Source organism: Allobosea sp. GW822-FHT03F07, assembly GCF_058801345.1.
Window position 1 is genome coordinate 290805 of the sequence record NZ_JBXAND010000001.1, and the last position, 25812, is coordinate 316616.

General features: G+C 67.5%; 24 protein-coding genes. 12 read left to right on the plus strand and 12 right to left on the minus strand.

Features of this window, described 5'->3' with window-relative positions; genetic code table 11:
• The first annotated feature begins 64 nt into the window (after positions 1–64).
• Entirely contained in the window at positions 65–478 is a 414-nt protein-coding gene (locus tag AC1RMY_RS01410; RefSeq protein ID WP_492862153.1) for a F0F1 ATP synthase subunit epsilon, read from the plus strand.
• A gap of 73 nt (positions 479–551) precedes the next feature.
• On the opposite strand, the gene AC1RMY_RS01415 is transcribed toward AC1RMY_RS01410, so the two are convergent.
• Both AC1RMY_RS01415 and putA read right to left on the minus strand, forming a co-directional pair.
• A complete protein-coding gene (locus AC1RMY_RS01415) occupies positions 552–1061 on the minus strand; it encodes an RNA pyrophosphohydrolase (RefSeq protein WP_492862154.1) in 510 nt (169 codons plus the stop codon).
• A 104-nt stretch (positions 1062–1165) separates the two neighbouring features.
• Entirely contained in the window at positions 1166–4267 is a 3102-nt protein-coding gene (putA, locus tag AC1RMY_RS01420; protein ID WP_492862155.1) for a bifunctional proline dehydrogenase/L-glutamate gamma-semialdehyde dehydrogenase PutA, read from the minus strand.
• Positions 4268–4401: 134 nt separating this feature from the next.
• Between putA and AC1RMY_RS01425 the strand changes: the two genes are divergently transcribed.
• The 4 genes from AC1RMY_RS01425 to AC1RMY_RS01440 all read left to right on the plus strand — a co-directional run bounded on the left by AC1RMY_RS01425 (position 4402) and on the right by AC1RMY_RS01440 (position 7894).
• Entirely contained in the window at positions 4402–4857 is a 456-nt protein-coding gene (locus AC1RMY_RS01425) for an Lrp/AsnC ligand binding domain-containing protein (RefSeq protein ID WP_492862156.1), read from the plus strand.
• Positions 4858–5044: 187 nt separating this feature from the next.
• Positions 5045–6106: an ABC transporter substrate-binding protein gene (locus AC1RMY_RS01430; protein ID WP_492862157.1), complete on the plus strand. Its 1062-nt coding sequence runs from the start codon at positions 5045–5047 to the stop codon at positions 6104–6106.
• Between the two features lie 232 nt (positions 6107–6338).
• The gene (locus AC1RMY_RS01435; RefSeq protein WP_492862158.1) at positions 6339–7127 is read left to right on the plus strand and encodes an ABC transporter ATP-binding protein; all 789 of its coding nucleotides are present in this window, start codon (positions 6339–6341) and stop codon (positions 7125–7127) included.
• A complete protein-coding gene (locus AC1RMY_RS01440; protein WP_492862159.1) occupies positions 7124–7894 on the plus strand; it encodes an ABC transporter permease in 771 nt (256 codons plus the stop codon). Before AC1RMY_RS01435 ends, AC1RMY_RS01440 begins: the two co-directional genes overlap by 4 nt.
• 60 nt (positions 7895–7954) lie before the next feature.
• Here AC1RMY_RS01440 and AC1RMY_RS01445 read toward each other — a convergent pair whose 3' ends face one another.
• Positions 7955–8572: a DnaJ domain-containing protein gene (locus AC1RMY_RS01445; RefSeq protein WP_492862160.1), complete on the minus strand. Its 618-nt coding sequence runs from the start codon at positions 8570–8572 to the stop codon at positions 7955–7957.
• Between the two features lie 137 nt (positions 8573–8709).
• Here AC1RMY_RS01445 and AC1RMY_RS01450 point away from each other — a divergent pair, with 137 nt between their 5' ends.
• Positions 8710–8973 (plus strand): BolA family protein, encoded by a 264-nt coding sequence (locus tag AC1RMY_RS01450; RefSeq protein WP_492863539.1) that lies wholly within the window; start codon positions 8710–8712, stop codon positions 8971–8973.
• Positions 8974–9019: 46 nt separating this feature from the next.
• On the opposite strand, the gene AC1RMY_RS01455 is transcribed toward AC1RMY_RS01450, so the two are convergent.
• The 3 genes from AC1RMY_RS01455 to AC1RMY_RS01465 all read right to left on the minus strand — a co-directional run bounded on the left by AC1RMY_RS01455 (position 9020) and on the right by AC1RMY_RS01465 (position 12627).
• The gene (locus tag AC1RMY_RS01455; protein ID WP_492862161.1) at positions 9020–10216 is read right to left on the minus strand and encodes an MFS transporter; all 1197 of its coding nucleotides are present in this window, start codon (positions 10214–10216) and stop codon (positions 9020–9022) included.
• Between the two features lie 39 nt (positions 10217–10255).
• Positions 10256–11425, minus strand: coding sequence for an acetyl-CoA acetyltransferase (locus AC1RMY_RS01460; RefSeq protein ID WP_492862162.1), 1170 nt, complete (start codon positions 11423–11425; stop codon positions 10256–10258).
• 299 nt (positions 11426–11724) lie between these two features.
• The gene (locus AC1RMY_RS01465) at positions 11725–12627 is read right to left on the minus strand and encodes a DMT family transporter (protein ID WP_492862163.1); all 903 of its coding nucleotides are present in this window, start codon (positions 12625–12627) and stop codon (positions 11725–11727) included.
• Positions 12628–12834: 207 nt separating this feature from the next.
• On the opposite strand from AC1RMY_RS01465, the gene AC1RMY_RS01470 reads away from it, so the two are divergent.
• From AC1RMY_RS01470 to AC1RMY_RS01485, 4 genes are all read left to right on the plus strand, one after another.
• The gene (locus tag AC1RMY_RS01470; protein ID WP_492862164.1) at positions 12835–14436 is read left to right on the plus strand and encodes a D-alanyl-D-alanine carboxypeptidase family protein; all 1602 of its coding nucleotides are present in this window, start codon (positions 12835–12837) and stop codon (positions 14434–14436) included.
• Positions 14437–14446: 10 nt separating this feature from the next.
• Positions 14447–15349 (plus strand): DMT family transporter, encoded by a 903-nt coding sequence (locus tag AC1RMY_RS01475; protein WP_492862165.1) that lies wholly within the window; start codon positions 14447–14449, stop codon positions 15347–15349.
• A gap of 14 nt (positions 15350–15363) precedes the next feature.
• Positions 15364–16491: a CobW family GTP-binding protein gene (locus tag AC1RMY_RS01480; RefSeq protein ID WP_492862166.1), complete on the plus strand. Its 1128-nt coding sequence runs from the start codon at positions 15364–15366 to the stop codon at positions 16489–16491.
• 132 nt (positions 16492–16623) lie between these two features.
• On the plus strand, positions 16624–17769 hold the full coding sequence (locus AC1RMY_RS01485; RefSeq protein ID WP_492862167.1) for a GNAT family N-acetyltransferase: 1146 nt from the start codon (positions 16624–16626) through the stop codon (positions 17767–17769).
• Here the strand turns inward: AC1RMY_RS01485 and AC1RMY_RS01490 are convergent.
• Complete coding sequence (locus AC1RMY_RS01490) at positions 17741–19357, minus strand: AMP-binding protein (protein ID WP_492863540.1); 1617 nt, start codon at positions 19355–19357, stop codon at positions 17741–17743. The two genes, AC1RMY_RS01485 and AC1RMY_RS01490, sit on opposite strands and share 29 nt — an antisense overlap.
• Positions 19358–19509: 152 nt before the next feature.
• On the opposite strand from AC1RMY_RS01490, the gene AC1RMY_RS01495 reads away from it, so the two are divergent.
• Entirely contained in the window at positions 19510–19659 is a 150-nt protein-coding gene (locus AC1RMY_RS01495; protein ID WP_492862168.1) for a hypothetical protein, read from the plus strand.
• A gap of 11 nt (positions 19660–19670) precedes the next feature.
• Here AC1RMY_RS01495 and AC1RMY_RS01500 read toward each other — a convergent pair whose 3' ends face one another.
• From AC1RMY_RS01500 to AC1RMY_RS01520, 5 genes are all read right to left on the minus strand, one after another.
• Entirely contained in the window at positions 19671–21689 is a 2019-nt protein-coding gene (locus tag AC1RMY_RS01500; RefSeq protein ID WP_492862169.1) for a methylmalonyl-CoA mutase family protein, read from the minus strand.
• Between the two features lie 109 nt (positions 21690–21798).
• The gene (locus tag AC1RMY_RS01505) at positions 21799–22674 is read right to left on the minus strand and encodes an aldose 1-epimerase family protein (RefSeq protein WP_492862170.1); all 876 of its coding nucleotides are present in this window, start codon (positions 22672–22674) and stop codon (positions 21799–21801) included.
• 36 nt (positions 22675–22710) lie between these two features.
• Positions 22711–23199, minus strand: coding sequence for a DUF1178 family protein (locus tag AC1RMY_RS01510; protein ID WP_492862171.1), 489 nt, complete (start codon positions 23197–23199; stop codon positions 22711–22713).
• Positions 23200–23313: 114 nt separating this feature from the next.
• Positions 23314–23571, minus strand: a complete 258-nt coding sequence (grxC, locus tag AC1RMY_RS01515) for a glutaredoxin 3 (RefSeq protein ID WP_492862172.1) — start codon at positions 23569–23571, stop codon at positions 23314–23316.
• Between the two features lie 68 nt (positions 23572–23639).
• The gene (locus AC1RMY_RS01520) at positions 23640–24455 is read right to left on the minus strand and encodes a ComF family protein (protein ID WP_492862173.1); all 816 of its coding nucleotides are present in this window, start codon (positions 24453–24455) and stop codon (positions 23640–23642) included.
• Between the two features lie 188 nt (positions 24456–24643).
• Between AC1RMY_RS01520 and AC1RMY_RS01525 the strand changes: the two genes are divergently transcribed.
• The gene (locus AC1RMY_RS01525; protein ID WP_492862174.1) at positions 24644–25753 is read left to right on the plus strand and encodes an alkene reductase; all 1110 of its coding nucleotides are present in this window, start codon (positions 24644–24646) and stop codon (positions 25751–25753) included.
• Positions 25754–25812 lie beyond the last annotated feature (59 nt).

The window sequence follows — 25812 nt, forward strand, 5'->3', positions numbered from 1 at the left end:
AGCACACTGGTTTTCGAGATGGTCGGGTCAAGCCCGACCATGACGAGCCCGGGAGAGAGTACCGATGGCCACCTTCAAGTTCGAACTCGTCTCGCCCGAGCGAATCCTGTTCTCGGGCGATGTGATCAGCGTCATCGTCCCTTCCGTCGAGGGCGAGATGACGGTGCTGGCCGGCCACGCGCCGCTGGTCGCGACGCTGAAGGCGGGCATCGTCTTCCTGCAGACGACCGACAGCAACGGCAAGGAATTCTTCGTCAATGGAGGTCTCGTCGAGATCAACCATGCCACGACGACGATCCTGGCGGAGCAGGGCCGCTTCATCGAGGATGTCGACACCGAGATCCTCGATCAGGAAATCCTGACAGCCGAGACCAAGCTCGTCGGCTCGCAGGACGAGGCCGAGCAGAAGCGGTTGCAAGAGACGCTGGTGCAGTTGCAGGAATTCAGGCACGTCTTCGCCAACCGCAAGGCGGCCTGATACCTTCGCAACGAAGAACGAGACGTCGAGGGCCGCGCAAGCGGCCCTTTTTCGTCGTGCGGAAAGACGCGGATCAGGTCGTCGGAACGGCGAGCGCTGCGAAGGCCGCCACGACCCTTTCATAGACCGGGCGCTTGAACGGCACGACGCGCGCGGGCATCTCGGCGAGCGGCAACCAGGCCCATTCCGAGAACTCAGCGGGTTCATCGCCATTCGGCTGCGTGATGTCGAACTCCGCCTCTCTTCCGGTGAAGCGGAAGGCGACCCAGCGCTGGCGCTGGCCGCGGAAGGCGGTCAGCTTATGCGGCGGGCCGGAATAGGCCGGGAAATCGTAAGCCCACCATTCCTCGGTGGCGGCAAGGAACTGCGTGCTCGTCACGCCCGTCTCCTCGGCGAGTTCGCGGCGCGCGGCGGCAATGACGTCTTCCCGCGTATCGATGCCGCCCTGCGGCATCTGCCAGTCGAAACCCGGCATGACGATCTCCGGGCCGGCGCTGTGCGAACGGCCGGCGAAAACGCGGCCGTCGCGGTTGAACAGGGCGATGCCGACATTGGGGCGATAGGGGAGGCTGGTCTGGGTCATTCCACATCGCTCGTCATGGTCGGGCTTGACCCGACCATCTCGGAGACGAGTGTCTGCTCGTCACGAGATGCCCGGGTCAAGCCCGAGCATGACGGCAACGCGCTTCACTCCCCCATCGCGATCAGGCTGGCGTTGCCGCCCGCTGCCGCCGTGTTGATTGTGACGGTCTGCTCGGTCGCGAAGCGCATCAGATAGTTCGGGCCGCCGGCCTTCGGGCCGGTGCCGGAGAGGCCGTGGCCGCCGAAGGGCTGCACGCCCACGACCGCGCCGATGATGTTGCGATTGACGTAGATGTTGCCGGTGGAGAGCTGGCTCGTGACCTCCTCCACGGTCGTCTCGATGCGCGAATGCACGCCCAGCGTCAGGCCGTAGCCGGTCGCCTCGATGTCGTGAATGACCTTGTGGAGTTCGCCGGCCTTCCAGCGCACGACGTGCAGGATCGGGCCGAAATGCTCCTGGGTGAGATCGGCGATCCGGTCGAGCGAGATCACATGCGGCGCGACGAAGGTGCCGCCAAGCGCAGGCGCCTCACCGGCCCAGGCGACCCGGCCGAGCTTGCGCATCGCCTCGACATGCGCGTCGAGGCGATGCTTCGCGGCGGCGTCGATGACCGGGCCGATATGGGTGTCGATGGCGCGGGGATCGCCGAGCTTCAGCTCGCGCGTCGCGCCGACAGCCATCTCAACCATCTTGTCGGCGACGTCTTCCTGGACAACGAGCAGGCGCAGCGCCGAGCAGCGCTGGCCGGCCGAGCGGAACGCCGACATCACGACGTCGTCTGCCACCTGCTCCGCCAGCGCCGTCGCATCGACGATCATGGCATTGAGACCGCCGGTCTCGGCGATGAGAGGGACGATCGGGCCGTCCTTGGCAGCGAGTGCGCGGTTGATCGCGCGGGCGGTCGCGGTCGAGCCGGTGAAGGCGACGCCGGCGACGTCCTTATGGGCGACGAGGGCGCCGCCCAGCGCGCCGTCGCCCGGCACGAGATGCAGCGCGGAGGCGGGAACGCCGGCCTCGTGCAGCAGGCGGACGGCTTCGGCCGCGATCAGCGGCGTCTGCGGCGCCGGCTTGGCGACGACGCTGTTGCCGGCGACGAGCGCGGCCGCGATCTGGCCGGCGAAGATGGCGAGCGGGAAGTTCCAGGGCGCGATGCAGAGGAACGGGCCGCGCCCGCGCAGCACGAGACGGTTCTCCTCGCCGGTCGGGCCCGGCAAGGCGGCCGGGGTGGTGAACTTGGCCTCGGCCTCGGCAGCGTAGTAGCGGCAGAAATCGACGGCTTCGCGGACCTCGGAGATCGCGTCGTCCAGCGTCTTGCCGGCCTCGGCCTGGAGCAAGGCCAGCAGCAGGCCGCGCCGAGCCTCCATCAGATCGGCGGCCTTGCGGAGCGCCGCAGCGCGGTCGCGGGCCGGCGTTGCGTTCCAGGCGGGAAAGCCCGCCCTTGCCGCCTTCATCGCCGTCTCGGCCATAGCGGCATCGCCCTCGCGCACGCGGCCGATCACCTTGTTGTCGATCGGCGAGCGGACATCACGTGCCGTGCCGACCGTCGTCTTGCCGTCGATGATCGGGCCGGCGTCAGGGAATGGCTTGCCGGCTGCGGCCTTGATCTCGGCCAGGAGGTGATCGAGGCTTTCGGCATGGCCGAGTTCGACGCCGGCCGAGTTCTTCCGGGACGGGCCGAAGAGATCGGCCGGCAGCGGAATGCGGCGATGTCGGGCGGCACCGGCATTGCCGATGATGTCGGCCGGGGACACCAGCAGTTCAGCCACGGGCACGTCGGGATCGCCGGAGACACTGACGAAGGAGGAATTGGCGCCGTTCTCGAGCAGGCGCCGCACGAGATAGGCCAGCAGGTCCTGATGCCCGCCCACCGGCGCATAGGTGCGGCAGGCGAAGCCCTCGGAACCGGACAGCAGCTTCTCGTAGAGCGCTTCGCCCATGCCATGCAGGCGCTGGAACTCGAAGCCGTCGGAGCCGCCCGCCATCTCCGCGACGGTCGCGACGGTCTGAGCGTTATGGGTGGCGAATTGCGGGATGATGCGCGGGCGCAAGCCCAGGAGCTGGGCGGCGCAGGCCTCGTAGTTGAGGTCCGTCATCGCCTTGCGGGTGAAGACGGGATAGTCGGCCAGCCCGCGTTCCTGGGCGCGCTTCAGCTCGGTGTCCCAATAGGCGCCCTTGACGAGGCGGACCATCATGCGCCGGCCATGGGCTTCGGCGAGCGCGCCGATATGGGCGATCACCGCCGAGGCGCGCTTCTGATAGGCCTGGATCGCGAGGCCGAAGCCGTCCCAACCGCTGAGCGATTGATCGGCCACGACGGCGTCGATGATGTCGAGCGAGAGTTCAAGCCGGTCGGCCTCTTCGGCATCGACGGTGAAGTTGAGGTCGTAGGACTTGGCCTGCTGGGCGAGCTTGACGACCTTGGGCGTCAGCTCGGCCAGGACGCGCTCATGGTTGGTCGCGTCGTAGCGTGGATGCAGCGCCGAGAGCTTGACCGAGATGCCCGGCCGGTTCGGCAGCGGCTCGTTGCCGGCCGAGCGGCCGATGGCGTCGATCGCGGCGGCATAGGAGGCGAAGTAGCGATCGGCGTCCGCTTGCGTACGGGCGCCTTCGCCGAGCATGTCGAAGGAATAGCGATAGAGCTTGCCGCTCTTCGAGCCCGCGCGCTTCAGCGCCTCCTCGATCGTCTGGCCGAGGACGAAATGGTTGCCCATGACACGCATGGCCTGGCGGGTTGCGGTGCGCACGGTCGGCACGCCCAGCCGCTTGGCGAGCCCGCCGATGATGCTGGTCGGCGTCTCGCCGGGCTGGATCACGCGCGCGGTGATGCCGAGCGCCCAGGCCGAGGCCGAGACCAGGAAGGCGTCCGACTTCGATTCGTGATGGGCGAAGTCGCCCTGGCCGAGCTTGTCCTCGATCAGCCGGTCGGCGGTGGCGGCGTCCGGCACGCGCAGCAGCGCCTCGGCCAGCACCATCAGGGCAAGCCCTTCCTTGGTGGAGAGGGAGTATTCGCGCAGGAGCTCCTCGATACCGCCAAGGCCGACCTTTCGGGTGCGGATCGCCTCGATCAGCCCGGTCGCGCGGGCGTCGATCCGCGCCTTCGCGGCCGGCTCGCGGCGGGCGCCCGCCAGCAGCCGCGTTGCGATCGCGCCGTCATCCTCGGCGAAGGGCGCGCGGAAGGCGGGGACCGTGGTGACGGGGGCGGCCATGGACAGAGACTCCGAAGCGGTGTCGGCTGGATGATCTGAAGCATCGGGGGTTCGATGCCGCATATCAATTGGCAATTTTCCCAAGTTTGCTGTAAATTCTGTTGCTCATCCCAAATCTTGTAGTGATTGATCCTGTGCTTGACCGAACCGACCGCCGTATCCTCGCCTTGCTCCAGTCGGACGGCCGCATCGCTGGCGTCGAACTGGCCGAGAAGGTCGGCCTGTCGCCGACGGCGACCGGAGAGCGGCTGAAGCGGCTTACGCGTGAGGGCTACATCACCGGCTATCGCGCCACGCTGGATCCGCTCAAGCTCGGCCTCAATCTGCTCGTTTTCGTCGAGGTCTATCTCGACAAAACGACACCGGACGCGTTCGAGCGTTTCGCCGCGGCGGTGAAGCGCGCGCCGGAGGTGCTGGAATGCCATATGGTCGCCGGCGGCTTCGACTATCTGGTCAAGACCCGGGTCGCCGACATGAACGCCTATCGCCGCTTTCTCGGTGAGGTGCTGCTGGCGCTGCCGGCGGTGCGCGAGACTCGCACCTATGCCGTGATGGAGGAGGTCAAGACCGACGGTGCGCTGCCGCTCTGAGCGCGCGATCCGGCTTCCTAAGGTCTGCCTCAATTTTATGCAATTTTCAATTTTCAATGACGCTTTCGGCTTGACCTCCCGCATGGTTCCGCCAGTCTTGGATCGAGTGCTCGCCCGGCACGGTGCTTGCTGGTCGGAGCACGATTTTCGAAGCCATTCCTGTCCTTTCATTCGTTCGGAGCCAGAGATGTCCAGCGTGCTGCCTGCCCTTGTTGCGTCCCTGTCGCGGCGCGCGGTCCTGAGCGTCGCGGCGGCATCCGCGCTCGCCGTGGCCTGCCTGTCGGGCACGCAGCCGGCACTGGCGCAGACGCCGGTGCGCTTCACGCTCGACTGGCGCTTCGAGGGGCCGGCGGCGCTGTTCCTGATGGCGATCGAGAAGGGCTATTTCAAAGCCGAAGGACTGGACGTCACCATCGACACCGGAAACGGTTCGCGCGAGGCGATTCCGCGCGTGGCGTCGGGCACCTATGATGTCGGCTTCGGCGACGTGAACTCGTTGATCCGTTTCCGCGACGAGAATCCGGCTGTCGATCTCAAGGCCGTGATGATGGTCTACGACAAGCCGCCCTTCGCGATCGTCGGGCGCAAGAGCCGCGGCATTACGGCCGATGTGAAGAGCCTGGAGGGCAAGAAGTTCGGCGCGCCGGCGGCCGATGCCGCCTTCGCGCAGTGGCCGATCTTCAAGACCGTCAACAAGCTCGACGACAGCAAGATACGGCTGGAGAATGTCGGCTTCCCGGTGCGCGAGCCAATGCTGGCCTCGGGCGAGGTCGATGCCGTGTTCGGTTTCGCCAATTCCTCCTACATCAACCTGAAATCGCGCGGCGTGCCCGTCGACGACATCGTCACCATGCTGATGGCCGACTACGGCGTCGAGCTCTATGGCAACGTCGTCATGGTCTCGCCGAAATTCGTGGCCGAGAAGCCCGAGGCCGTGCGCGGCCTGCTGCGGGCGATCACCAAGAGCGTCAAGGATACCGTCGCCAATCCCGAGCTCGGCGCACAGCTCGTGATCAAGCGCAACGACGTCGCCAAGGTCGAGGTCGAGCTGGAGCGGCTGAAGATGACGCTCGAGCAGAATGTGATGACGCCTTGGGTCAAGACCAACGGCTTCGGCGGGATCGACAAGGAGCGCTGGGCCAAGGCGCTCGACCAGATCGCGCTGACCTTCACCTTCAAGGACAAGGCCAAGGCGGGCGATGCCTTCACCGACGCCTTCCTGCCGGCTTCGGCCGAGCGGGTGTTCTGAGAGCGGCGTGTCTTCGAAGTGAGGCGGTCCCCTTCCCCCTTGCGGGGAAGGGAGCGGGATGGGGGTGGCTCCGCTTGGTGAGAGCAGGCAGGACGACGGCTTTCGCTTCCGCCATTGCTTTCCCGTGCGCGTTCGACCTGCCGGTCGTTCACCTCCGCTTTTCGACCCCCACCCCTGGCCCCTCCCCACAAGGGGGAGGAGAAGCGCCTTTCCCGTCGAGCGTGGGGCTTCCTTGACCGCCTTCGTCGAACTTCACGATGTCACCCATATCTATGGCGGCGGCGCGGGTGCACCTGCCGTCGAAGGGCTGTCGCTGAAGGTCCGCGAGGGTGAGTTCGCGGCGATCGTCGGTCCGTCCGGGTGCGGCAAGTCGACGATGATGAAGCTTGCCACCGGCCTGCAGCGGCCGAAGGCCGGCACCGTAGTCGTCGACGGGCGCGAGGTCGCCGAGCCGATCAAGATCACCGGTATGGCCTTCCAGAACCCGGTGATGCTGCCCTGGCGGACGACGCTGCAGAACCTGCTTCTGCCGCTGGAGATCGTCCAACCGCATCGCTCGCGTCTGCGCGCGAACAGGGCGGAATATGTCGCCCGCGCCGAGATGCTGCTGGAGACGGTGGGGCTCAAGGGCATGGGCCCGAAGTTTCCCTGGCAGCTCTCCGGCGGCATGCAGCAGCGCGCCTCGCTGTGCCGCTCGCTGATCCACGAGCCGAAGCTCCTGATGCTGGACGAGCCGTTCGGCGCACTCGACGCCTTCACGCGCGAAGAGCTCTGGTGCGTGATCCGCGACCTGCACGCGCAACGCGGCGTCACGGTGATCCTGGTAACGCACGACCTGCGGGAGGCGGTGTTCCTGGCTGACCGGGTGTTCTGCATGTCGGCGCGGCCGGGCAAGGTCATCGCCGAGCGTGAGATCGGCTTTGCCCGCCCGCGCGATCTCGACATCACCTACACACCGGAATTCGCCGAGATCGTCCACGAGCTACGCGGCCATATCCGCGAGGCGAGGGCTGTCGCATGAAGCGCTCGACCTGGCTCAAGCTCGCGCCCTATCTCTTCACCTTCGCCTTTTTCGCGCTCTGGGAGCTGGTCTGCCGCGTCTTCAAGGTGTCGAGTTTCATCCTGCCGCCACCCTCTGCGATCTGGGCGGCGCTCGTCCAATACCAGAAGCCGCTCTACACCAACGCCTTCCACACGCTCTGGATGACCTCGCTGGGCTTCGGGATGTCGATCGTGTTCGGCTTGCTTCTGGGCCTGCTCGTCGGCTCTTCGAAGCTGATCTATGCCGGCCTGAATCCCCTGCTGGTCGGCTTCAACTCGATCCCTAAGGTCGCGGTGGTGCCGATCCTGGTGATCTGGTTCGGGGTCGGCTGGTTGCCGCCGGTGCTGACGGCCTTCGTGATCTCGTTCTTCCCGATCGTCGTCAATGTCGCGACGGGCTTGGCCACGATCGAGCCCGAGACCGAGGACGTGCTCAAGGCGCTCGGCGCCAGCCGCCTCGACATCATGACCAAGGTCGGCATTCCGCGCTCGCTGCCCTATCTGTTCGGGGCGCTCAAGGTCTCGATCACGCTGGCCTATGTCGGCTCGGTGATCGGTGAGCAGAACGCGTCGAATCTCGGGCTCGGCAACCTGATCACCCGCGCCTCGGCCGACTTCAACGTGCCGCTGATCTTCGCCGCGCTGATCGTGCTGGCCGTGCTCGGCGTCTTCCTGGTCGCCATCGTCGATGTCGTCGAAAGCCGGATGACAGGCTGGGCCAAGCGCTCGCAGATGGGCAACGCCTGAAAAGCCGCCGCAGCGCATTTCGAGCTGGATTTTGGAACCCTTCGTCCGGCGGATGCCGGCTCAGACCATTCCGGTGCTCTTGAGCTGCTGATAGGCCTTCAGGATTCCCTGCAGCGTGCCCTCGCGAGAGCGGTCGCCGCCATTCGCATCGGGGTGGAAGCGTTTCACCAGTTCCTTGTAGCGGGCCTTGATCGCAACGGAATCGGCATTCTCGTCGAGCCCGAGCGTCTCCAGCGCCTTGCGGGCGACGACGCCGACGCGCGACTCCGGCTGGGAGGCCTGCTGGGCGCGCCTGGCGCCGAAGATGTTGAAGGCGTCATGGACGTCGGGCGCTTCAGTCCCGCCCGTCACGCGGCCGCGCTGCGCCATCCGCGCCGCCTTGGAGTTTACCCCGAGCTTCCAGGTCGGCCGGTGGCCGATCGCTGCATCCTTGGCGTATTCGGCCAGGGCATCGTCGTTCATGCCGGCGAAGTAGTTGTAGGTCGCGTTGTAGGCCTTCACATGCTCCAGGCAGAACAGGAAGAATTTGCCCTCGCGGCCGCGCCCCTGCGGCGCGCGGAATTCACCCGACCGTTTGCAGCCGGGGTGGTCGCAGCGTGGCGCGTCGGATTCCTGGGCCTCCACCGCCTCGGCGGGGCCGATCCTGATGCTGTCGAACAGGCGCGAGTTGAAGTTCATGATCGAATGGTTATGAAACGCGGAATCGGAGCCGGCAAGTGCGATGCAGCAAGCACGCATCTGCGCGGCGGGAACGTGCCGTTCAATAGGCGGCATCTGGACGGATCATTCACAACGGTGTCGCGATCATGACCGGAATGGCTGAACGGATCACCAACAAACTGCAGAAGGCGCTTTCGCCCGAGCGCCTGAAGGTGATCGACGAGTCGCACCAGCATCAGGGCCATGGCGGCTGGCGCGAGGGCGGCGAAACCCATTTCAGGGTGGATATCGTGTCCGAAGCGTTCTCCGGCAAGAGCCGGCTCGAGCGTCACCGCCTCGTCAATGCCGCGCTGGTACAGGAACTGGCGGACCGGGTGCATGCGCTGGCGATCGTCGCGCGGGCGCCGGGGGAGGGTTGAGGCCGGCGAGGCCGGTTGACCTCCCTGCCCAACCTGATTCGGAAGCTCACTCCGCCTTCGGTCGCTCGGGCGTGAAGGCGTAGATCGCGGCGGAGGCCAGCAGGACGCCGGCGAAGATCCAGTGCAGATGGGCGAAGGTCGTCGCTGCGTCCAGGCCCGCCGCGCGCTGGCCTGCGATGAACCAGCCCGAGCCCGACTGAGCCAGCGCGGCGCCGGAGATGAAGAGGAAGTTCACCGCCGTCATGCCGCGCCCGAGCAGATGGGCCGGGAAGAACAGCCGCGCATGCGCCATCAGGATGGCGTAGGTGAAGCCGATCGCGCCGATCAGTGCAAAGAGCAGCGTCGCCACCATGGCCGAGGCTGCGCCGGCGACCGCGAGAAGGGCGAAGGTCGCCGCGGTGCCAACCGTGCCCCAGAACACCAGTGGCTTGGCCTGCCCGACCCATTTCTCCAGCCCGCCATAGATGAAGGCTCCTGCGACCATGGTGAGCGCCATGGCGGTCGCGGCATGGCCCGCGGCGACGGCATCGAAGCCATGGACATCGGCCATGAAAGGCGCGACCCAGAGCCCGCGGGCGGTCGCCAGGATGGCATAGCCGGTGAGCGTGATCGGCGCGAGCAGCCAGAGCGGACGCAGCTTCAGGATGCTGGCGAGGCCGGCGATCAGGCCCTCGGCCTTGCCCGAAGCGCTCTCCGCCCGCGGCGGATCGCGGATCAGCAGCCCGGCCAGCGCGGTGGCGACGAGGAAGCAGGCGGCTATCGCCAGCATCGAGGGTCGCCAGCCATAATGCGCGGCCGCGATGGCGAGTGGCGCGGCCCCGACCAGATTGCCGAGCGAGCCCAGCCCGATGAAGACCGAGGTCAGGAAGGCAAAGCGCGAGGCCTCCGCTGTCCGCGCGAACAAGAACAGGCTCGCCATGAAGATCGGCGAGCAGCCGATGCCGATCAGCGCCATGGCCAGCATGCCAGTGACGGCTCCGGTGGCATTGGCGAACAGGAAGGCGCCGATCGTGCCGATCGTCATCGCCGCCGTCACCGTCCGGCGCGGGCCAAGCCGGTCCAGCGCCCAGCCGATCGGAAACTGTGACAGCGCGAAGGCCGAGAACCAGGCGGCGCCGAGCAGCCCCAGCTCCCGCGGGCCGATCGCCAGATCCGTCATGACGGGCCCGGCGATCACGCTGAGGAAGGAGCGATAGAAGATCGACAGGAAATAGGCCGGCAGCAGCGCGAAAAAAACGATCACCGGCAGATCAGTCGATTGGCAAGCAGGCTGAAGGACCGATCACTTGATCCGCTCAAGCACCGAGACGTAGTTCGCGACCGCCGAACCGCCCATGTTGAAGATGCCGCCGAGGCGGGCGTCTGCAAGCTGCATGCCCTCGGGCGCCTCGCCGACGAGTTGCATCGCGCTGAGCACATGCATCGAGACGCCGGTCGCGCCGATCGGATGGCCCTTGGCCTTGAGGCCGCCGGAGACGTTGACCGGCAGCTTGCCGTCCTTCTGCGTCCAGCCTTCCTTGATGGCGCGGGCGCCGTCGCCTTCCTTGGTCAGGCCCATCGCTTCGTACTCGATCAGCTCGGCGATGGTGAAGCAGTCATGCGTCTCGACGAAGGAGAGATCGTCCAGCGTGACGCCGGCCGCGCTGAGGGCCTTCTGCCAGGCGAGCGCGCCGCCCTCGAATTTCAGGATGTCGCGCTTCGAGAGCGGCAGGAAATCCTGGACATGGGACATGCCGCGGAAGCCGACGGCGCGGCGCATGCCGAGTGCGGTCTCCTCGTCGGCCAGCACGAGCGCGGCGGCGCCGTCGGAGACGAGTGAGCAGTCGGTGCGCTTCAGCGGGCCGGCGACATAGGGATTCTTCTCGCTTTCCTCGCGGCAGAAAGCATAGCCGAGGTCCTTGCGCATCTGGGCGTAGGGGTTGTCGACGCCGTTCTTATGGTTCTTGGCGGCGATCATCGCGAGCGCGTCGGACTGGTCGCCATGGCGCTGGAAATAGGCGGCGGCGATCCCGCCGAAGACGCCGGCGAAGCCGCCCTGAGTGTGGCTTTCCTCGGCGAGATAGGAGGCCTTGAGCAGGTTCTTGCCGATCTCGGGACCGGGCGTCGTGGTCATCTGCTCGACGCCGACGACGAGAACGATCTTCGCCGCGCCCGCCTTGATCGCGCGGACCCCCTGATGCACGGCGGCAGAGCCGGTGGCGCAGGCATTCTCGACGCGGGTCGCCGGCTTGAAGCGCAGCGCCGGATCGGCCTGGAGCACCAGCGAGGCGGTGAAGTCCTGGGCGGAGAAGCCGGCGTTGAAATGGCCGAGCACGATCTCGTCGACCTGATCGGCGGTGATGCCGGCATCGATCAGCGCGTCGGTGGCAACCCGAACGACCAGGCTCTCGATCGTTTCCGCATCCTGCTTGCCGAACGGCGTATGGGCCCAACCGACGATCGCAGCACTCATGGCGTTTCTCCCATAGCGATTTCGACGTTATCCGACTTTGACCTCTAATTGCGCTCGCGAGCGACGCCTCGCAAGCAGGCAGTCATGCATTCCGGCCGTGCACGGAAAGAGGGACCATGATGCGGACCGCGCGTTCTTCTGGCCTGTTTGGAGCTCCCCTGTAAGCCCTCATCCTGAGGAGCGATCCGCCAGGATCGCGTCTCGAAGGATGCTCCAGGAGGCTATGGAGATGTCTGGAGCATCTTCGAGACGCCGCTTTGCGGCTCCTCAGGATGAGGGCTGAGTTGCCAGATGGCGATTTACAGCGCGTTCATCAGCAGGAGGCCGACGCCGCCGACGATCATCGTCATGCCCGCCATTTCGCGCCGGCTGGTTCCCTCCGAAAAAATGCGGCGCGAGGCGATCTGCGCGATGGGGACCTCGATCAGTGCCAGCGTGCGGACATTGGCGGCGCTGGTCAGCGAGAAGCCGATGAACCAGCATTGCGAAGCGGCCGCGCCGAGGAAGCCTGCGAAGAGCGATTTGCGCCAGTTGCGCAGGCTGGAAATCAGGGCAGGGCGATTGGCGAGGAGCATGTAGACCGTGAGGATCAGCGTCTGCAGGAACAGTCCGAGCGCCAGGATCGTGGTCGCCCGGATGAAAAAACCGCCCTCGGGCAGCGCCTGGATCGCGCCGCGATAGCCGATCGCCGAAAGCGCGAAGAAGGCGCCGGCCCCGACGCCGAGCACGGCCGGGCGCAAGCCAGCGCGGGTGAGTTTTTCGCCGGGCTTCCAGGAAACCAGCACGACGCCGGCGGTGGCGATGAGGATGGCTGCAAATTTGGTGGGGGTGAGTGCGTCACCGAGCAGTAAGGCGCCGAAGATCGCAACCTGCACGGGCTCGGTCTTGGTATAGGCGGTGGTGACGGCAAAGGAGCGTTCGCGCATTGCAGCCAGCATCAGCCCGGTCGCCGCGATCTGGGTCAGCGCACCAGCGATCATGTAGGCGAAGGCGCCGGCGCCGACCTGCGGCGGCAGGCGGCCGGCCACGAGGCAGACGCCGACCAGAAAGATCAGCGCGAAGGGCAGGCCGAAGAGGAAGCGCACCTGTGTCGCGCCGACGACCCCGATGATCTCGGTCAGCGAGCGCTGCGTGAGGTTTCGGGCCGTCTGCAGCAGCGAGGCCGCGATGGTCGCGGGAATCCAGAGGAGGGCGAGGCTCACGCGGCTAAGTCCGGTCGGTCGAGGGCGGTCTTGAGGACGACACTGGGCTTGTGAACTCTTGCCCGCGACTAGGCAAATCGCTCTGCTGGGGGTAGGTATGCATCTGTGGGCGGGGCCAACCTTGCCCGGCCGTCTCGAAAATGCCGCATGCGTCGCGTTGAAACCCCGCGCCTTCAACCCTCGTAAGACAGGTTCAAGACCCGCCCGATGATCGCTTCCCGCTTTACCGCAGCCCTCGTCTGCGGGCTCGCCCTCACCGGGTCGGCTTCGGCCGGTACCAGCCTCGTCATAGACGCGTCGAGCGGCGCGGTCCTGTCCAGCGAGAACGCCGGCCAGCCCTGGCATCCGGCGTCCACGACCAAGATGATGACCGCCTATCTGGCGCTGAAGGCGGTGCGCGAGGGGCGTCTCGGCCTGGAGACGGCGATCCCCGCCTCGAAGCGGGCCGCCGCGCAGCCGCGTGTGAAGGTCTATATCAAGGCCGGGCAGGAGGTCACGCTCGACAACGCGCTGCGCATCATGATGGTGAAGTCGGCCAACGACATCGCCTATGTGATCGCCGAGGGCGTCGGTGGCGATGTCGAGACCTTCGTCGGCATGATGAATGCCGAGGCCGCGCGGCTCGGCATGAGCAGCACGCATTTCACCAATCCCAATGGCTGGCACGATCCGGACCAGCAGGTCAGCGCGCGCGACCTCGCCATCCTCGCCATGGCCCTGATGCGCGAGTTCCCGGATTATTCGGATTACTGGAACACGGCCTCGGTCCAGCTCGGCAAGCAGGTTCTGAACAACACCAACGGTCTCGTCGGCCGCTATTCCGGCATCGGCGGGATGAAGACCGGCTTTGTCTGCGCATCCGGCTTCAATGTGGTCGCGACCGCGACACGTGGAGGCCGCACCCTGATCGCCGTCGTGCTCGGGGCGCTGTCGGGCACGGAGCGCACCATCAAGGCGGCGCAACTGCTCGATGACGGCTTCTCGAAATGGGGTGGTGGCTACTCGGTCGCCTCGATACCCGCGCAGGGCGGCCGCGCTTTCAACATCTGCGACGACGTCCGCCGCAAGGGCGGGGGGGTGGCGCTCGCCGACGACGCCGACGTGTCGGGTCCGATCGCAGCCCAGGCCTCGAATGTCGGCGGCAATGCCGAGGATGGCGGCCGCTTCGCCACGGCCTCCGCGTCGAGCTATGCTGGCAGCTCGATGCTGACCCGCTCGCCGTCGGGCCGTGTCTCGCTCGGCCCACGCGCCCAGACAGTGCCCGTTCCGGTCGCCTTCGGCCGCACGCCGGGCTCGGCCTCCGCGCCGCTGGCCGCCAATGTCTCCGGCGGCGCCGACAGCCGCGTCGCGCGCGGCGCGGCGCCGGTGGTCACGCCGTCTGCGCCGGTGATGGCTGGCCTGTTCGGCAGCCAGACTGGCGGATTGTTCGCCGATCGCGGGCGCACGGCTTCCGGCAATGGCGCCATTGCTGGTGCGACCACGGCTTTCGCGCCGACCGAGCCCGAGAAGGCACAACCGTCCCAGCCGGGTGGTCCGATGCGGCTCCAGGGCGCGATCCAGCCGGGAGCCGCCGCGGCTGCCAGCCTGCGGCCGGGCGCTGCGGCCGGGATCAAGCCGCCCGCGCGCCCGCCGGCCAAGCCGCTTCTGGTGAAGCCCTCGCCCAAGGCCGACCCGGCCGCGGCCAAGACCGCCCAAGGCAAGGCCTCGCAGGGCAAGCCCGCGCAGGCGGCGGCCAAGCCGCAGCCCGCCAGGCCGACGGTCAAGCCCAAGGCCAAGCCGAACGACACCAAGCCGAACGACGACGCCTGAGCGTGATCCCTTGACCGCCGATCCAGGCTCTTCCGCCAGTCGGCAGGGCATGCTGATGGCGCTGGCTGCGGCCGGCGCCTATGGCACCAATATCGTCAGCGCGCAGATCGCCGGCCAAGCGGGCCTCAACGGCCCGCTGCTCGTATTCTACCGCGTTTTCATCATGCTCGCGCTGGTCGGGACCGCCGTCGCGATCTGGCGGGCGCCGCTCGTCGTGCCACGCGGCGAGCGACGGGCGATGCTGCTGTTTGGCGTGACCAGCGCGCTGGTCGGCTCCGCTTACCTGTCCTCCGTCGCCTTCCTTCCCGTCACGGTCGCGGCGGTGGTGTTCTTCACCTATCCGGTGCTGATCGTGCTGGCCGAGCCCTTCCTCACACGGACGCCGTTCCAGCCCCAGCGACTGGCCGCCGCCTGCGCGGCCTTCATTGGTGTCGCGATGGTGGTGGGGCCGGACATGCATGGGCTCGATCCGCGCGGGCTGGCGCTGGCGCTCGTCGCCAGCCTTGGGGCCGCGACGCAGTTCTTCGCCGGGGCTGCCCTTTCCCGCACGGCGCTGTCGGCGCGGCTGTTCTGGTCGCATCTGCTGATCCTGCCGGTGACGGCACTGATCCTGGCGATCACCGGCGGCTTCCTGCCGCCCCACGCCTTCGCGCTCGCGCCGATCGCCGCCGCCGTGACAATCGGCGGCTATCTTCTCGGCTTCCTGCTGCAGGTCATCGCGCTGACACGCATCTCGCCCGGCGCGGCGGGCCTCGCCTTCTGCGCGGAGCCCGTCTGCGCCGTGCTGATCGCCGCGGTCTTTCTGGGCGAGCGGTTGTCCGGGTTGCAATATGGCGGCTGCGCCCTTGTCGTTGCGACGCTCGTCGCTAATGTAACATTAGAACAGATGAGGCGCTCGCCTGCGCCGGCCTGACGCGAAGCGTGACGATGATGACGAGCCAGCCTGTCCGTCCGGACCCCATGCCGTTGATCCTGCTGACCGGCTTTCTCGGCGCGGGCAAGACGACGCTGCTCAACCGCCTGCTGAAGGACCCGGCGCTCGCCCGGACGGTCGTGATCGTCAACGAGTTCGGCGAGGTCGGGCTCGACCACCTGCTGATCGAGGGAGTCGAGGACGGGATGATCCTGCTGGATTCGGGCTGCCTGTGCTGCACGATCCGCGACGATCTCATCGTCACGATGGAAGACCTGCTGCGGCGGCGTGACAATGGCCGGATCAGCCCGTTCGACCGGGTCGTGATCGAGACGACCGGCCTCGCCGACCCTGCGCCGATCCTGAACGTGCTGATCAACCACCCCTATCTCGCCATGCGCTTCCGGCTCGACGGCGTGGTGACGCTGGTCGATGCGGTCAACGCCATGGCGACGCTCGATGCGCATGAGGAGGCGCGCAAGCAGGTCGTGGCGGCCGACCGGCTCGTGCTGACGAAGGCGGATCTCGTGCCGAACCTCGCCGCGCTCGCCCCGTTGCGGCAGCGTCTGGCGCTGCTCAATCCGGGCGTTACACTGCTCGGCCCGGAGGCGGCGGCCAACTCACTGTTCGGGGCGGGACTCTACGATCTCGCCCGGCGCCCGGCCGAGATCGGCCAGTGGCTGGCGCGCGAGACATTGCCGGGCAGTGGGCACGAGCATCACGGACATCATCACCACCCCCACGATCATCATGACCATCATCACGATCACGGCCATGCCCATCACGACGTCAACCGGCACGATGCCAGCATCCGGGCCTTCGCATTGACGGCGGATGCGCCCATCCAGCAGGCGACCGTGGACCTGTTCTGGACGCTGCTGCGCTCGGTCCATGGGCCCAGGCTCCTGCGCATGAAGGGGCTGGTGCAGGTGGCGGAGCACCCCGACCGGCCGCTGCTGCTGCATGCCGTGCAGCAGATCCTGCACCCGCCCGTCATTCTCGAGTCCTGGCCGGATGGCGACCGGCGCTCGCGCCTCGTCCTCATCGTGAAGGATGTCGAGGAAGCGGTCGTCCAGCGTCTCTGGCAGGCCTTTCTCGGCCAGGCCGGGCAGGGCGCCGGCCGCGAGGCTGCCTCCGCCTGAGACAATCTGCCTGGCCCTGTTCTTGAAGCCTGCCTTCCGATCGTTCGACGCTTGGATCCCGGCTCGCCAATTTGGCACAGCCTCGCGCCAGATCGGTCCAGCGCAGGAAGGCAGGGTCGGATGAACCGGATCATGGCTTTGAGAGGCGCCCCGGCAGGCAGTGCCGGAGTCGGCGCCCGTTACGCTCCAGCGCCACACCCCGATGCAGCGATCACAATCGAGACTCGTCCGCTCGCGGCCTGCGCCGACATCGCCGAAGCCTGGAGCCAACTCGCCGGCCGGGCGCTGGAGACGAACCCCTTCCTCGAGCCGGGTTTCGCCCTGGCCGCCGCCCAGCATCTCGTCTCGTTCCGCGATGTGGTTGCGATCCTCGCCTGGCAGGGAGGTGCGGCCGATGCACGCCGCCGCCTTGTCGGGTTGATCCCGTGCTGCCGCCGGACCGGCCTCTTCGTGCCCGATGTGCTGATCGGCCTTTCCGACCGGCGCGTCTTCAGCGGCGCTCCGCTGCTCGACAGGCAGCAGGCCGGGGCGGTGATCGAAGCGGTGCTGGACCCGCGTCGCCAGGGTGGGATCGACGGGCGCGGGCTGATCCTGCGCTCGCTCGATCTCGATGGCGGGCTGGTGACGGCGCTCTGCGACGCGGCGGGGCGCTCGGGCCTGACAGCGAATGTTCGGCCCGCGCTCGCCGTTACCGCAGCAGGCCGGTCACCAGAGCGGAGCGAGCCCTCACGGGAGGCGCTGGCGCGACTTGGCAAGCTGAAGCTGGTCGAGCCCCGGACGCAGGCCGGCTTGCGCGACGCCGTCGAGATCATCCTGGCGATGGAAGCATCTGGCCCGCGCGCGCAGGCGGGAGCGGCGACGCTGCAGGACACGCGCGAGGTCGGCTTCCTGCGGGCGATGACGCGTGGCCTCGGCCGCGCCCGGCAGTGCCGGATCGGTCTGCTGATGCTCGACGACCAGCCGATTGCCGGTGCGATCGTGCTCGGCCGGGGCCCGCGCGGCTGGCTTTATCTGAGCGCGCAGGAGGAGGCCCATGCGCCGCTCATGCCGCTGCCAGTTCTGCTCACAATGATGCGGGAGGCAGCGCCGGTGCGGCAGATCCTGCGCGCCGACGGCTGGTCCGTCAGGGGGGACGAGCGGCTCTCGCTTGGCGACCTGCATTTGTCGCATGGTGCCGTTCGTAAGCCGCGCGATCTCGCAGGCCGCGCCCGCGACGTTTTGCGCGGCCCGCTGTTCAGGCTTGCGCGTGTCAGACCTCCGCGCGAAGAAGCCGCCTGATGATCTTGCCGGTCGTCGTCAGCGGCAGTTCTTCGCGGAAGGCGATCTCGCGCGGATATTCATGCGCTGAGAGCCGGCGCCGCACGAAGCCCTGAAGCTCGGCGGCGAGTTCCGGCGTGCCCTCATGGCCCGGCTTCAGCACGACGAAGGCCTTGACGATCTCGGTGCGCAGCGCGTCGGGCTTGCCGACGACGGCGGCGAGCGCCACCGCCTCGTGCCGCAGCAGGCAGTCCTCGATCTCGCCCGGCCCGATGCGATAGCCCGAGGAGGTGATGACATCGTCGTCGCGGCCGACGAAACGGACATAGCCGTCCCGATCCTGCACCGCCTGGTCGCCGGTCTTCATCCAGTCGCCGACGAATTTCTCGGCCGTGGCCTGGGGATTGCGCCAGTAGCCGAGGAACATCACCGGATCGGGTCGGCGTACGGCGATCTGGCCCTCCTCGCCTGCTTCGCAGACGTTGCCGTCCGGGCGGATGACTGCGACGTCATGGCCCGGCACCGCCTTGCCGATGCAGCCCGGCCGGCTGACGCCGATATGGGCGCAGGAGGCAAGGACGAGATTGCATTCGGTTTGGCCATAGGCCTCGTTGATGGTGAGGCCGAGCGCTTCGCGGCCCCAGGCCAGCGTCTCGGCGCCCAGCGCCTCACCTGCGGCCGCGACCGTTCGCAGGGAAAAGGCAAAGCGTTCGCGTGGACGATCGACGCTGCGCAGCATCCGCAGTGCGGTCGGCGGCACGAAGGCGTTGCGGATGCGGAGATCCGCCATCAGGCGGAAGGCCTCCTCCGGCTCGAAGCGCGTGACCGGCCGGGCCACGACGGCGACGCCGAAATGCAGCGCCGGCAGCAGCATGTTGAGGAGTCCGCCGGCCCAGGCCCAGTCGGCCGGCGTCCAGGCGAGATCTCCCGGCTGCGGCATGAATTCGTGCGGCATCTGCACGCCCGGCAGATGGCCGGGCAGGACGCGGTGCCCGTGGAGGGCGCCCTTGGGGTTCCCCGTGGTGCCCGAGGTGTAGATCATCAGCGCCGGGTCGTCCGGGCTCGTATCGACGGCGGCGAAATCGGGGCTGGCGTTGGCCAGCAAGGCCTCCCAGCCCAGTGCGTCGCGGTCGGCGCCGTCGGTCGAGATGGTCAGGTCCAACTCAGGCAGCGGTTCGGCGATCTGCCGGGTCTTGGCAAGCCCGGCCGTGTCCGTGACCAGAACCTTCGCGCCGGAGTCGCCCAGCCGGTAGGCCAGCGCATCGACGCCGAACAGGGCCGCCAGCGGCACTGCAATCGCGCCGAGCTTGTAGGCGGCGAGATGGGCGGCGAGCACGCTGCGGCCCTGCGGCAGCAGGATGGCGATGCGGTCGCCCGGCGCGACGCCGCGGGCGCGCAAGGCGTTGGCGAGACGGTTGGAGTCGTCGCGCAACCTTCCGAAGCTGACCGGCGTCACCTGCCAGTCGCCGGAGACCTCGATGATCGCGGTGCGGTTTGGATCGAGGGCGGCCCAGCTGTCGCAGACATCGGAGGCGATGTTGTAGCGCTGCGGAATCCGCCAGCGGAAGGCGTCGCGCAGCGCCTGGTGGTCGCGGAGGTCGGGAAGGATCAAGCGGGGGTATCCGGGAAAGGAGGCGGCAAAATAGGCCGGGGCCGGCCGCCTGTCACCGTGACGCAAGGCGAAGCGGTCTCGCCAGGCGGGCGGCGGCGTGTCAGGCTGACAGTTCGGAATCAGCGCGCCGGGAGACAGGGATCGGATCGATGGGGGATCTCACCAGCATTCTCGCGACGCTGGCGCTTCTGGGGATGATTGCGGTCTCGCTGCTTGTCCGGGCCTGGCGGTCGCGGCAGGGCTCGTCGAGCGCCGACTGGTCGTCCGATGGCGACGGAGGTGGAGATGGCGGCGACTGAGCTCGGCGCGGTCAGGTCACTCCCCTGGCGGCGAGGCCGGCGACATCGGCGATGATACCGTCCAGCTCGAAATTCTTCGGCGTGTAGACGGCGGCAACCCCCATATTGCGGAGCGCATTCTCGTCGTCGGGCGGGATGATGCCGCCGACCACGACGGGAACGTCCATGCCGGCGACGCGCAGGCGGGCCGTGACGTCCCGCACCAGCGGCAGATGCGAGCCGGAGAGGATCGACAGCCCGATGATGTCGGCCTGCGTTTCCTGCGCCTGCGTCACGATCTCTTCCGGCGTCTGACGGATGCCGCCATAGCTGACCGCCATCCCGGCGTCGCGAGCACGCACCGCGATCTGCTCGGCCCCGTTGGAATGGCCGTCGAGGCCGGGCTTGCCGACGAGGAAACGCGGCGTTCGGCCGAGCTTTTCGGTCGCTCGGGCGACGGCGGCCTTGACGGTCGCAAGGCCGGCATTGTTGCCGAGCTTGGCCGTGTCGACGCCGGTAGGAGCACGGTATTCGCCGAAGATCTCGCGCAGGGTTTGCGCCCATTCGCCGGTGGTGACGCCGGCCTTGGCGCAGGCGATCGAGGCCGGCATGACGTTGCGCTCCTCCTTGGCGGCCGAAGCCAGCTCCGCCAGCGCCGCTTCTGCCGCTTTCGCGTCGCGGGCGGAGCGCCAGGCCTTGAGCCGGCCGATAGCCTCCAGCTCGACGGAATCCGGCACGGTGACGACATTGCCTTCGCCGGCCGAGAGCGGGGAGGGCTCGCTGTTGGTGAATTTGTTGACGCCGATGACGATCTGCTCGCCACGCTCGATCGCTTCGATCCGGCGGGCGCCGTTCTCGACCAGCGCCTGCTTCATGTAGCCGGTCTCGATCGCGGCCAGCGCGCCGCCCATGTCGTCGATCTTCGCGAGTTCCTCCAGAGCCGCTGCCTTGAGGTCGGCGACGCGGGCGTCGATCACGGTCGAGCCGTCGAAGATGTCGCCGAATTCGAGCAAGTCCGTCTCATAGGCGAGGACCTGCTGCATGCGCAGCGACCATTGTTGGTCGAAGGGGCGCGGCAGCCCGAGCGCCTCGTTCCACGCGGGGAGCTGCACGGCGCGGGCGCGGGCCTTCTTCGAGAGCGTCACCGCCAGCATCTCGATCAGGATCCGATAGACATTGTTCTCCGGCTGCGGCTCGGTGAGGCCCAATGAATTGACCTGCACGCCATAACGGAAACGGCGCATTTGTTCGTCGGCAACGCCATACCTGCCTAACGTGATCTCGTCCCAGAGCTCGACGAACGCCCGCATCTTGCAGAGCTCGGTGACGAAGCGCATGCCGGCATTGACGAAGAAGGAGATGCGGCCGACGACCTCGGGGAACTCCTCCGCCGAGACCTCGGGCCGGGCCCGGATCGAATCCAGCAGGGCGATGGCGGTCGCGAGCGCAAAGGACAGCTCCTGCACCGGCGAGGCCCCGGCCTCCTGCAGATGGTAGGAACAGACATTGGTCGGGTTCCATTTCGGCAGCTCGCGGGCGGTGAACACGACGATGTCGGTGGTAAGCTGCATCGAGGGCCGCGGCGGGAAGACATAAGTTCCGCGGGACAGGTATTCCTTGACGAGGTCGTTCTGCGTCGTGCCCTGCAGGGCCTTGCGATCGGCGCCCTGCTCGTCGGCGACGGCGATATAGAGCGAGAGCAGCCAGGCCGCCGTCGCGTTGATCGTCATCGAGGTGTTCATCTGCGCCAGAGGAATCTGGTCGAACAGTGCCCGCATGTCGCCGAGATGGGAGATCGGCACGCCGACCTTGCCGACCTCGCCGCGCGACAGCACATGGTCGGGATCGTAGCCGGTCTGCGTCGGCAGGTCGAAGGCGACCGACAGGCCGGTCTGCCCCTTGGCCAGGTTGGTGCGATAGAGCCTGTTCGATTCCGAGGCGTCGGAATGCCCGGCATAGGTCCGGAAGATCCAGGGCTTGTCGCGAGATACTGGCTTGTTGCGCTGCGCGGGTTGGTCGCGCCTGCTGCCGGCGGGGTCGATCGCGTTCATGTCGTTCCACCCTCTTTTCAGAGCAATCTCAATGTTGCACTGCGGCGAGGATAACGCCAGAGGGGCAGCGAAGTCGCTTGAGACCTTCGGATGAGCGCCTGAAAGGGTCTCATCCGCGCCAGGGAACACCGAATGTCAGCGTCATCGGCAACTCCCTGGCGGCGCCCGGTGCGAGCAGGATCACGCCGGCGCGACGCTCCAGCGGCTCGTCCGGGTCCGGGGGCGAGGGCAGGCCGTGCCAGGGCTCGATGCAGATGTAAGGGCCGTTCGGCTTGGTCCAGATGCCGAGATGCGGCATGTCGGGGAAGTCGACCGCGACGCCCGGCAGGCCGTCCGCGCCATACCAGGCATGATGGCCTGCGCCTTCCGGAATGATCAGGGCATCCTCGATGAAGAGGGCATGGTCGAGCGTCAGGACGCCATCGACGAAGGCCGAGCGGTGGAGGGTCGGGGCGCGCTGGCCGTCGGCGCCGAGGCGAAGATGGGCTGGGCTCGCGCCATTGCCGAGGCGGATGCGATGCGGCAGGCCGTCCCCCGCCGGCAGAGGCCAGAGAAAGGCCGGGTGGTAGCCGAAGCAGAAGGGCATCACCGTGTCGCCGGTGTTGGCGATACGGGCGGTCAGGGTGAGAGCCGCGCCATCGAGCCGGTAGGTCATGTCGAGCGCGAAGGCGAAAGGGTAGGCCTGCTTCGTCTCATCATTGTCGGTCAGGCGCAGCGTGCAGGACGCGTCGTCCTGCGCGATCCGCTCGAACCGGCTGGTGCGGGCGACGCCGTGGCTCTTGATCGGGTAGCGAGCGCCGTCAATCAGCACCTTGCCGTCCGGATGCTTGCCGATGACGGGAAAGAGCAAGGGCGAGCGGCCGGCCCAAATCGCCGGCTCGCCGTTCCAGAGCCAATCCCGGCCCCTTGCATCGGTGACGGATTGCAGTTCGGCGCCGAGCTCGGCAATCGCGATGGTCAAACTGTCGTTGCCAAGCTCGATCATCGCTCGTGCGTATCCCACTCGAGACTTGCCGCGCCGTCAGTTCCCGGTGCCCGGCAGCCGCGGCAGCGGCATGAACGCGACGCCTTCCTCATGCAGCATGCGGGCGTCGTCGGCGGTGGCCTCGCCATAGATCGGGCGGTTGTCGCTCTCGCCGTGATGAATTTTCAGCGCCTCGTCGGCAAAGCGCGGACCGACATGCTCGGCGTTTTCCGCGACATGCTTGTGAAGCGCGCTCAGCATCTGGCGCAGCGCGATCTCCTGCTCACCCAGCAGGGCGGCGGGTGCTACCGGGACCGGTGCGGGCGGCGTCGCCACGGGTGATGCCTCGGACGGCGCCTCGCCGGCGCGGGGTCCGCGATCGGTACGGGCAACGTTCGGCGCCATGATCGCCCGCTCGACATGCCTGCTGTCGCAGACGGGGCAGGTGACGAGGCCGCGCCGCGCCTGCTCCTCGAAGCTCGACGAACTGGCGAACCAGCTTTCGAATTCGTGGGCGTTGTCGCAGACCAGAGCGTAACGGATCATGTCAACTCAACCATGCGGCAGGCATTTGCCGCGAGCACCTGGCAGAAGAGATAAGTGCCGGCCGTTCCGTCGCAAGCGTATGCGCCGCGAGCATCCGTCGGACGTGAATCCGGCTCACGCGGCCAGCAGCTTGTCGAGTTCGCCGCGCGCGTCGAGCGCGTGGATGTCGTCGGAGCCGCCGACATGCGTTTCGCCGATGAAGATCTGCGGCACCGAGGTCCGCCCGCCGGCGCGTGCGGTCATCGCCTGTCGCAACTCGGGCTTGCCGTCGACGGCGATCTCGTCGAAGGCGACGCCCTTCCTGGTCAGCAGCGATTTCGCCGCGATGCAGTAGGGGCACCAGGCGGTGGTGTAGATGGTGACGGCAGGCATGTCGGCATCCAGCTCTGTTGCAGTGCATCCTAATGTAGTGCGCCGTCACGCGTTCGTCACGGGCTGCGTCACGATCCGTCGGTGACGACCCTGGCGAAGGTGAGGATGTCGACCGCGCCGGCGCCGGCCCGCAACAGGGCGCGGGCGGAGGCATTGGCGGTCGAGCCGGTGGTCAGCACATCGTCGACGAGCAGGATGCGGCGCCCCTCGATCTGCGGCCGCGCCTTCGCGGGCACCTTGAAGGCGCCCTGCAGGTTCTCGGCGCGCTGGGGGCGCGTCAGGCCGACCTGCTGGCGCGTGCGCTTGACGCGAGCGAGGGACATGGGCGCGACCGGGACGCCGGACTGCCGCGACACGATCTGCGCCAGCGCGGCGGCCTGGTTGAACCTTCGAGTCCAAAGCCGAGTACGATGCAGCGGCACCGGGACGAGGAGGTCGGCATCGGGCAGAAGCTCGCGGCCGGCCTGCGCCATCATGCGGCCGAGCGTCAGAGCGAGATCGGTGCGGTCGCCGTATTTGAGGCGATGGACCAATTCGCGCGCCGTGCCGTCGAAGCGGCAGACGGCCCGGGCCCGCGCGAAGACGGGTGGGTCGGCTATCGCGGCCGGCGAGACCAGCCCCTCGCCGAGATCGACCGCAAAGGGCGTGCCGAGCCGTTCGCAATAGGGGCGCTCGATGAAGCCTATGTCTCCCCAGCAGGCCGGGCAGAGTGCCTGCGCCTCGCCGGTCGCGCCCTGGCAGGCGATGCAGGAGGGCGGATAGACGATGCCGATTGCGCTGTGCAGGCCCGCGCGAAGCAGCGCGGCGCCATGCCGGACCGGGAGCCATGCGAGGGGGGTGGAGAAGATTTTGCTGTATAGCGCCGCTCCGGGATTGTTGCTCATCTCCGGATCGGCGGCTTGCTCGGCCGATTGGTCTTGTTTTGCGGTGAGCGGGTTGGCCACCCTGTCATACTGCACTGCGGCACCCACATAGGGCGCGGACAATCCCACGTCCCGCCGTGCTCGGCACGGCGTCGATCGCGGCGAAGGTCCCGCTCACCATCCGGTCTGGCGTTTCCAAGGACATTTCCATGAACCACTCAGATTCGACCGTCCCGGCGCTGTTCACGCCGTTCAGCATCGGCGACATCGCCGTCAGGAACCGCATCGTCATGGCGCCGCTGACGCGCAACCGTGCCACCCGCGGCAATGATGCCCCCAATGCGCTCAATGTCGAGTATTATCGCCAGCGCGCCGGCGCAGGCCTGATCATCACCGAAGGGACGCAAGTGTCCCAGCAGGGCCAGGGCTATATCTGGACGCCCGGCATGTACACGGCCGAGCAGGTCGCCGGCTGGAAGGCGATCACGGATGCCGTCCATGAAGAGGGCGGCAAGATCGTTGCCCAGCTCTGGCATGTCGGCCGTGTCAGCCATGTCTCGCTCCAGCCCGGCGGGCAGGCGCCGGTTTCCCCCTCGGCGCGCGTCGCCAACACCAAGACCTATATCGAGAGCGGCTTTGCCTCGGTTTCGCCGCCGCGTGAGCTGGCGCTGGACGAGATCCCGCGGATCATCGCCGACTTCGTCACCGCGGCCGAGAACGCCAAGGCGGCCGGTTTCGACGGCATCGAGCTGCATGGCGCCCATGGCTATCTGATCGATCAGTTCCTGCGCGACGATTCCAACATGCGTACCGACGCCTATGGCGGCTCGATCGAGAATCGGGTCCGCTTCGCGCTGGAGGTCGTCGAGGCCGTCTCGAAGGTCTTCCCGAAGGGGCGCGTCGGCATCCGCATCTCGCCGGTGAGCCCCGCCAACGATGCCCGCGATTCCGATCCGCAGGCTCTGTTCACGCATCTGGTGACGAAGCTCAGCGAGGCCGGCATCGCCTTCATCCATGTCGTCGAGGGCGCGACGCGCGAAGCGCGCGACTACCTGCCCTTCGACTATGGCGCGCTGCGCCGGGCCTTCAAGGGCGCCTATATCGCCAATAACGGCTTCACCCGCGAACTGGCGATCGAGACCATCGCGAAGGGCGAGGCCGACGCCATCGCCTTCGGCCGCCTGTTCATCGCCAATCCCGATCTGGTCGAGCGGCTGCGCCGTGACGCCCCGCTGAACACGCCGGTGATCGAGACCTTCTATGGCGGCGACGCCAAGGGCTACACCGACTATCCAGCCCTCACCGAGGCGGCAGCCTGAGGGCCGCTTCTCATCATTGGGCTCGGGCTCGACTCAAGCGAGCGAGGGCGCGTCACCGA

What these genes read in the sequence shown, in the direction of transcription:
- AC1RMY_RS01410 (WP_492862153.1), top strand. Translation starts at nt 65, where the DNA reads ATGGCCACCTTCAAGTTCGAACTCGTCTCGCCCGAGCGAATCCTGTTC.
- AC1RMY_RS01415 (WP_492862154.1), bottom strand. Translation starts at nt 1,061, where the DNA reads ATGACCCAGACCAGCCTCCCCTATCGCCCCAATGTCGGCATCGCCCTG.
- putA (WP_492862155.1), bottom strand. Translation starts at nt 4,267, where the DNA reads ATGGCCGCCCCCGTCACCACGGTCCCCGCCTTCCGCGCGCCCTTCGCC.
- AC1RMY_RS01430 (WP_492862157.1), top strand. Translation starts at nt 5,045, where the DNA reads ATGTCCAGCGTGCTGCCTGCCCTTGTTGCGTCCCTGTCGCGGCGCGCG.
- AC1RMY_RS01440 (WP_492862159.1), top strand. Translation starts at nt 7,124, where the DNA reads ATGAAGCGCTCGACCTGGCTCAAGCTCGCGCCCTATCTCTTCACCTTC.
- AC1RMY_RS01445 (WP_492862160.1), bottom strand. Translation starts at nt 8,572, where the DNA reads ATGAACTTCAACTCGCGCCTGTTCGACAGCATCAGGATCGGCCCCGCC.
- AC1RMY_RS01450 (WP_492863539.1), top strand. Translation starts at nt 8,710, where the DNA reads ATGGCTGAACGGATCACCAACAAACTGCAGAAGGCGCTTTCGCCCGAG.
- AC1RMY_RS01460 (WP_492862162.1), bottom strand. Translation starts at nt 11,425, where the DNA reads ATGAGTGCTGCGATCGTCGGTTGGGCCCATACGCCGTTCGGCAAGCAG.
- AC1RMY_RS01470 (WP_492862164.1), top strand. Translation starts at nt 12,835, where the DNA reads ATGATCGCTTCCCGCTTTACCGCAGCCCTCGTCTGCGGGCTCGCCCTC.
- AC1RMY_RS01480 (WP_492862166.1), top strand. Translation starts at nt 15,364, where the DNA reads ATGATGACGAGCCAGCCTGTCCGTCCGGACCCCATGCCGTTGATCCTG.
- AC1RMY_RS01485 (WP_492862167.1), top strand. Translation starts at nt 16,624, where the DNA reads ATGGCTTTGAGAGGCGCCCCGGCAGGCAGTGCCGGAGTCGGCGCCCGT.
- AC1RMY_RS01495 (WP_492862168.1), top strand. Translation starts at nt 19,510, where the DNA reads ATGGGGGATCTCACCAGCATTCTCGCGACGCTGGCGCTTCTGGGGATG.
- AC1RMY_RS01500 (WP_492862169.1), bottom strand. Translation starts at nt 21,689, where the DNA reads ATGAACGCGATCGACCCCGCCGGCAGCAGGCGCGACCAACCCGCGCAG.
- AC1RMY_RS01505 (WP_492862170.1), bottom strand. Translation starts at nt 22,674, where the DNA reads ATGATCGAGCTTGGCAACGACAGTTTGACCATCGCGATTGCCGAGCTC.
- AC1RMY_RS01510 (WP_492862171.1), bottom strand. Translation starts at nt 23,199, where the DNA reads ATGATCCGTTACGCTCTGGTCTGCGACAACGCCCACGAATTCGAAAGC.
- grxC (WP_492862172.1), bottom strand. Translation starts at nt 23,571, where the DNA reads ATGCCTGCCGTCACCATCTACACCACCGCCTGGTGCCCCTACTGCATC.
- AC1RMY_RS01520 (WP_492862173.1), bottom strand. Translation starts at nt 24,455, where the DNA reads ATGAGCAACAATCCCGGAGCGGCGCTATACAGCAAAATCTTCTCCACC.
- AC1RMY_RS01525 (WP_492862174.1), top strand. Translation starts at nt 24,644, where the DNA reads ATGAACCACTCAGATTCGACCGTCCCGGCGCTGTTCACGCCGTTCAGC.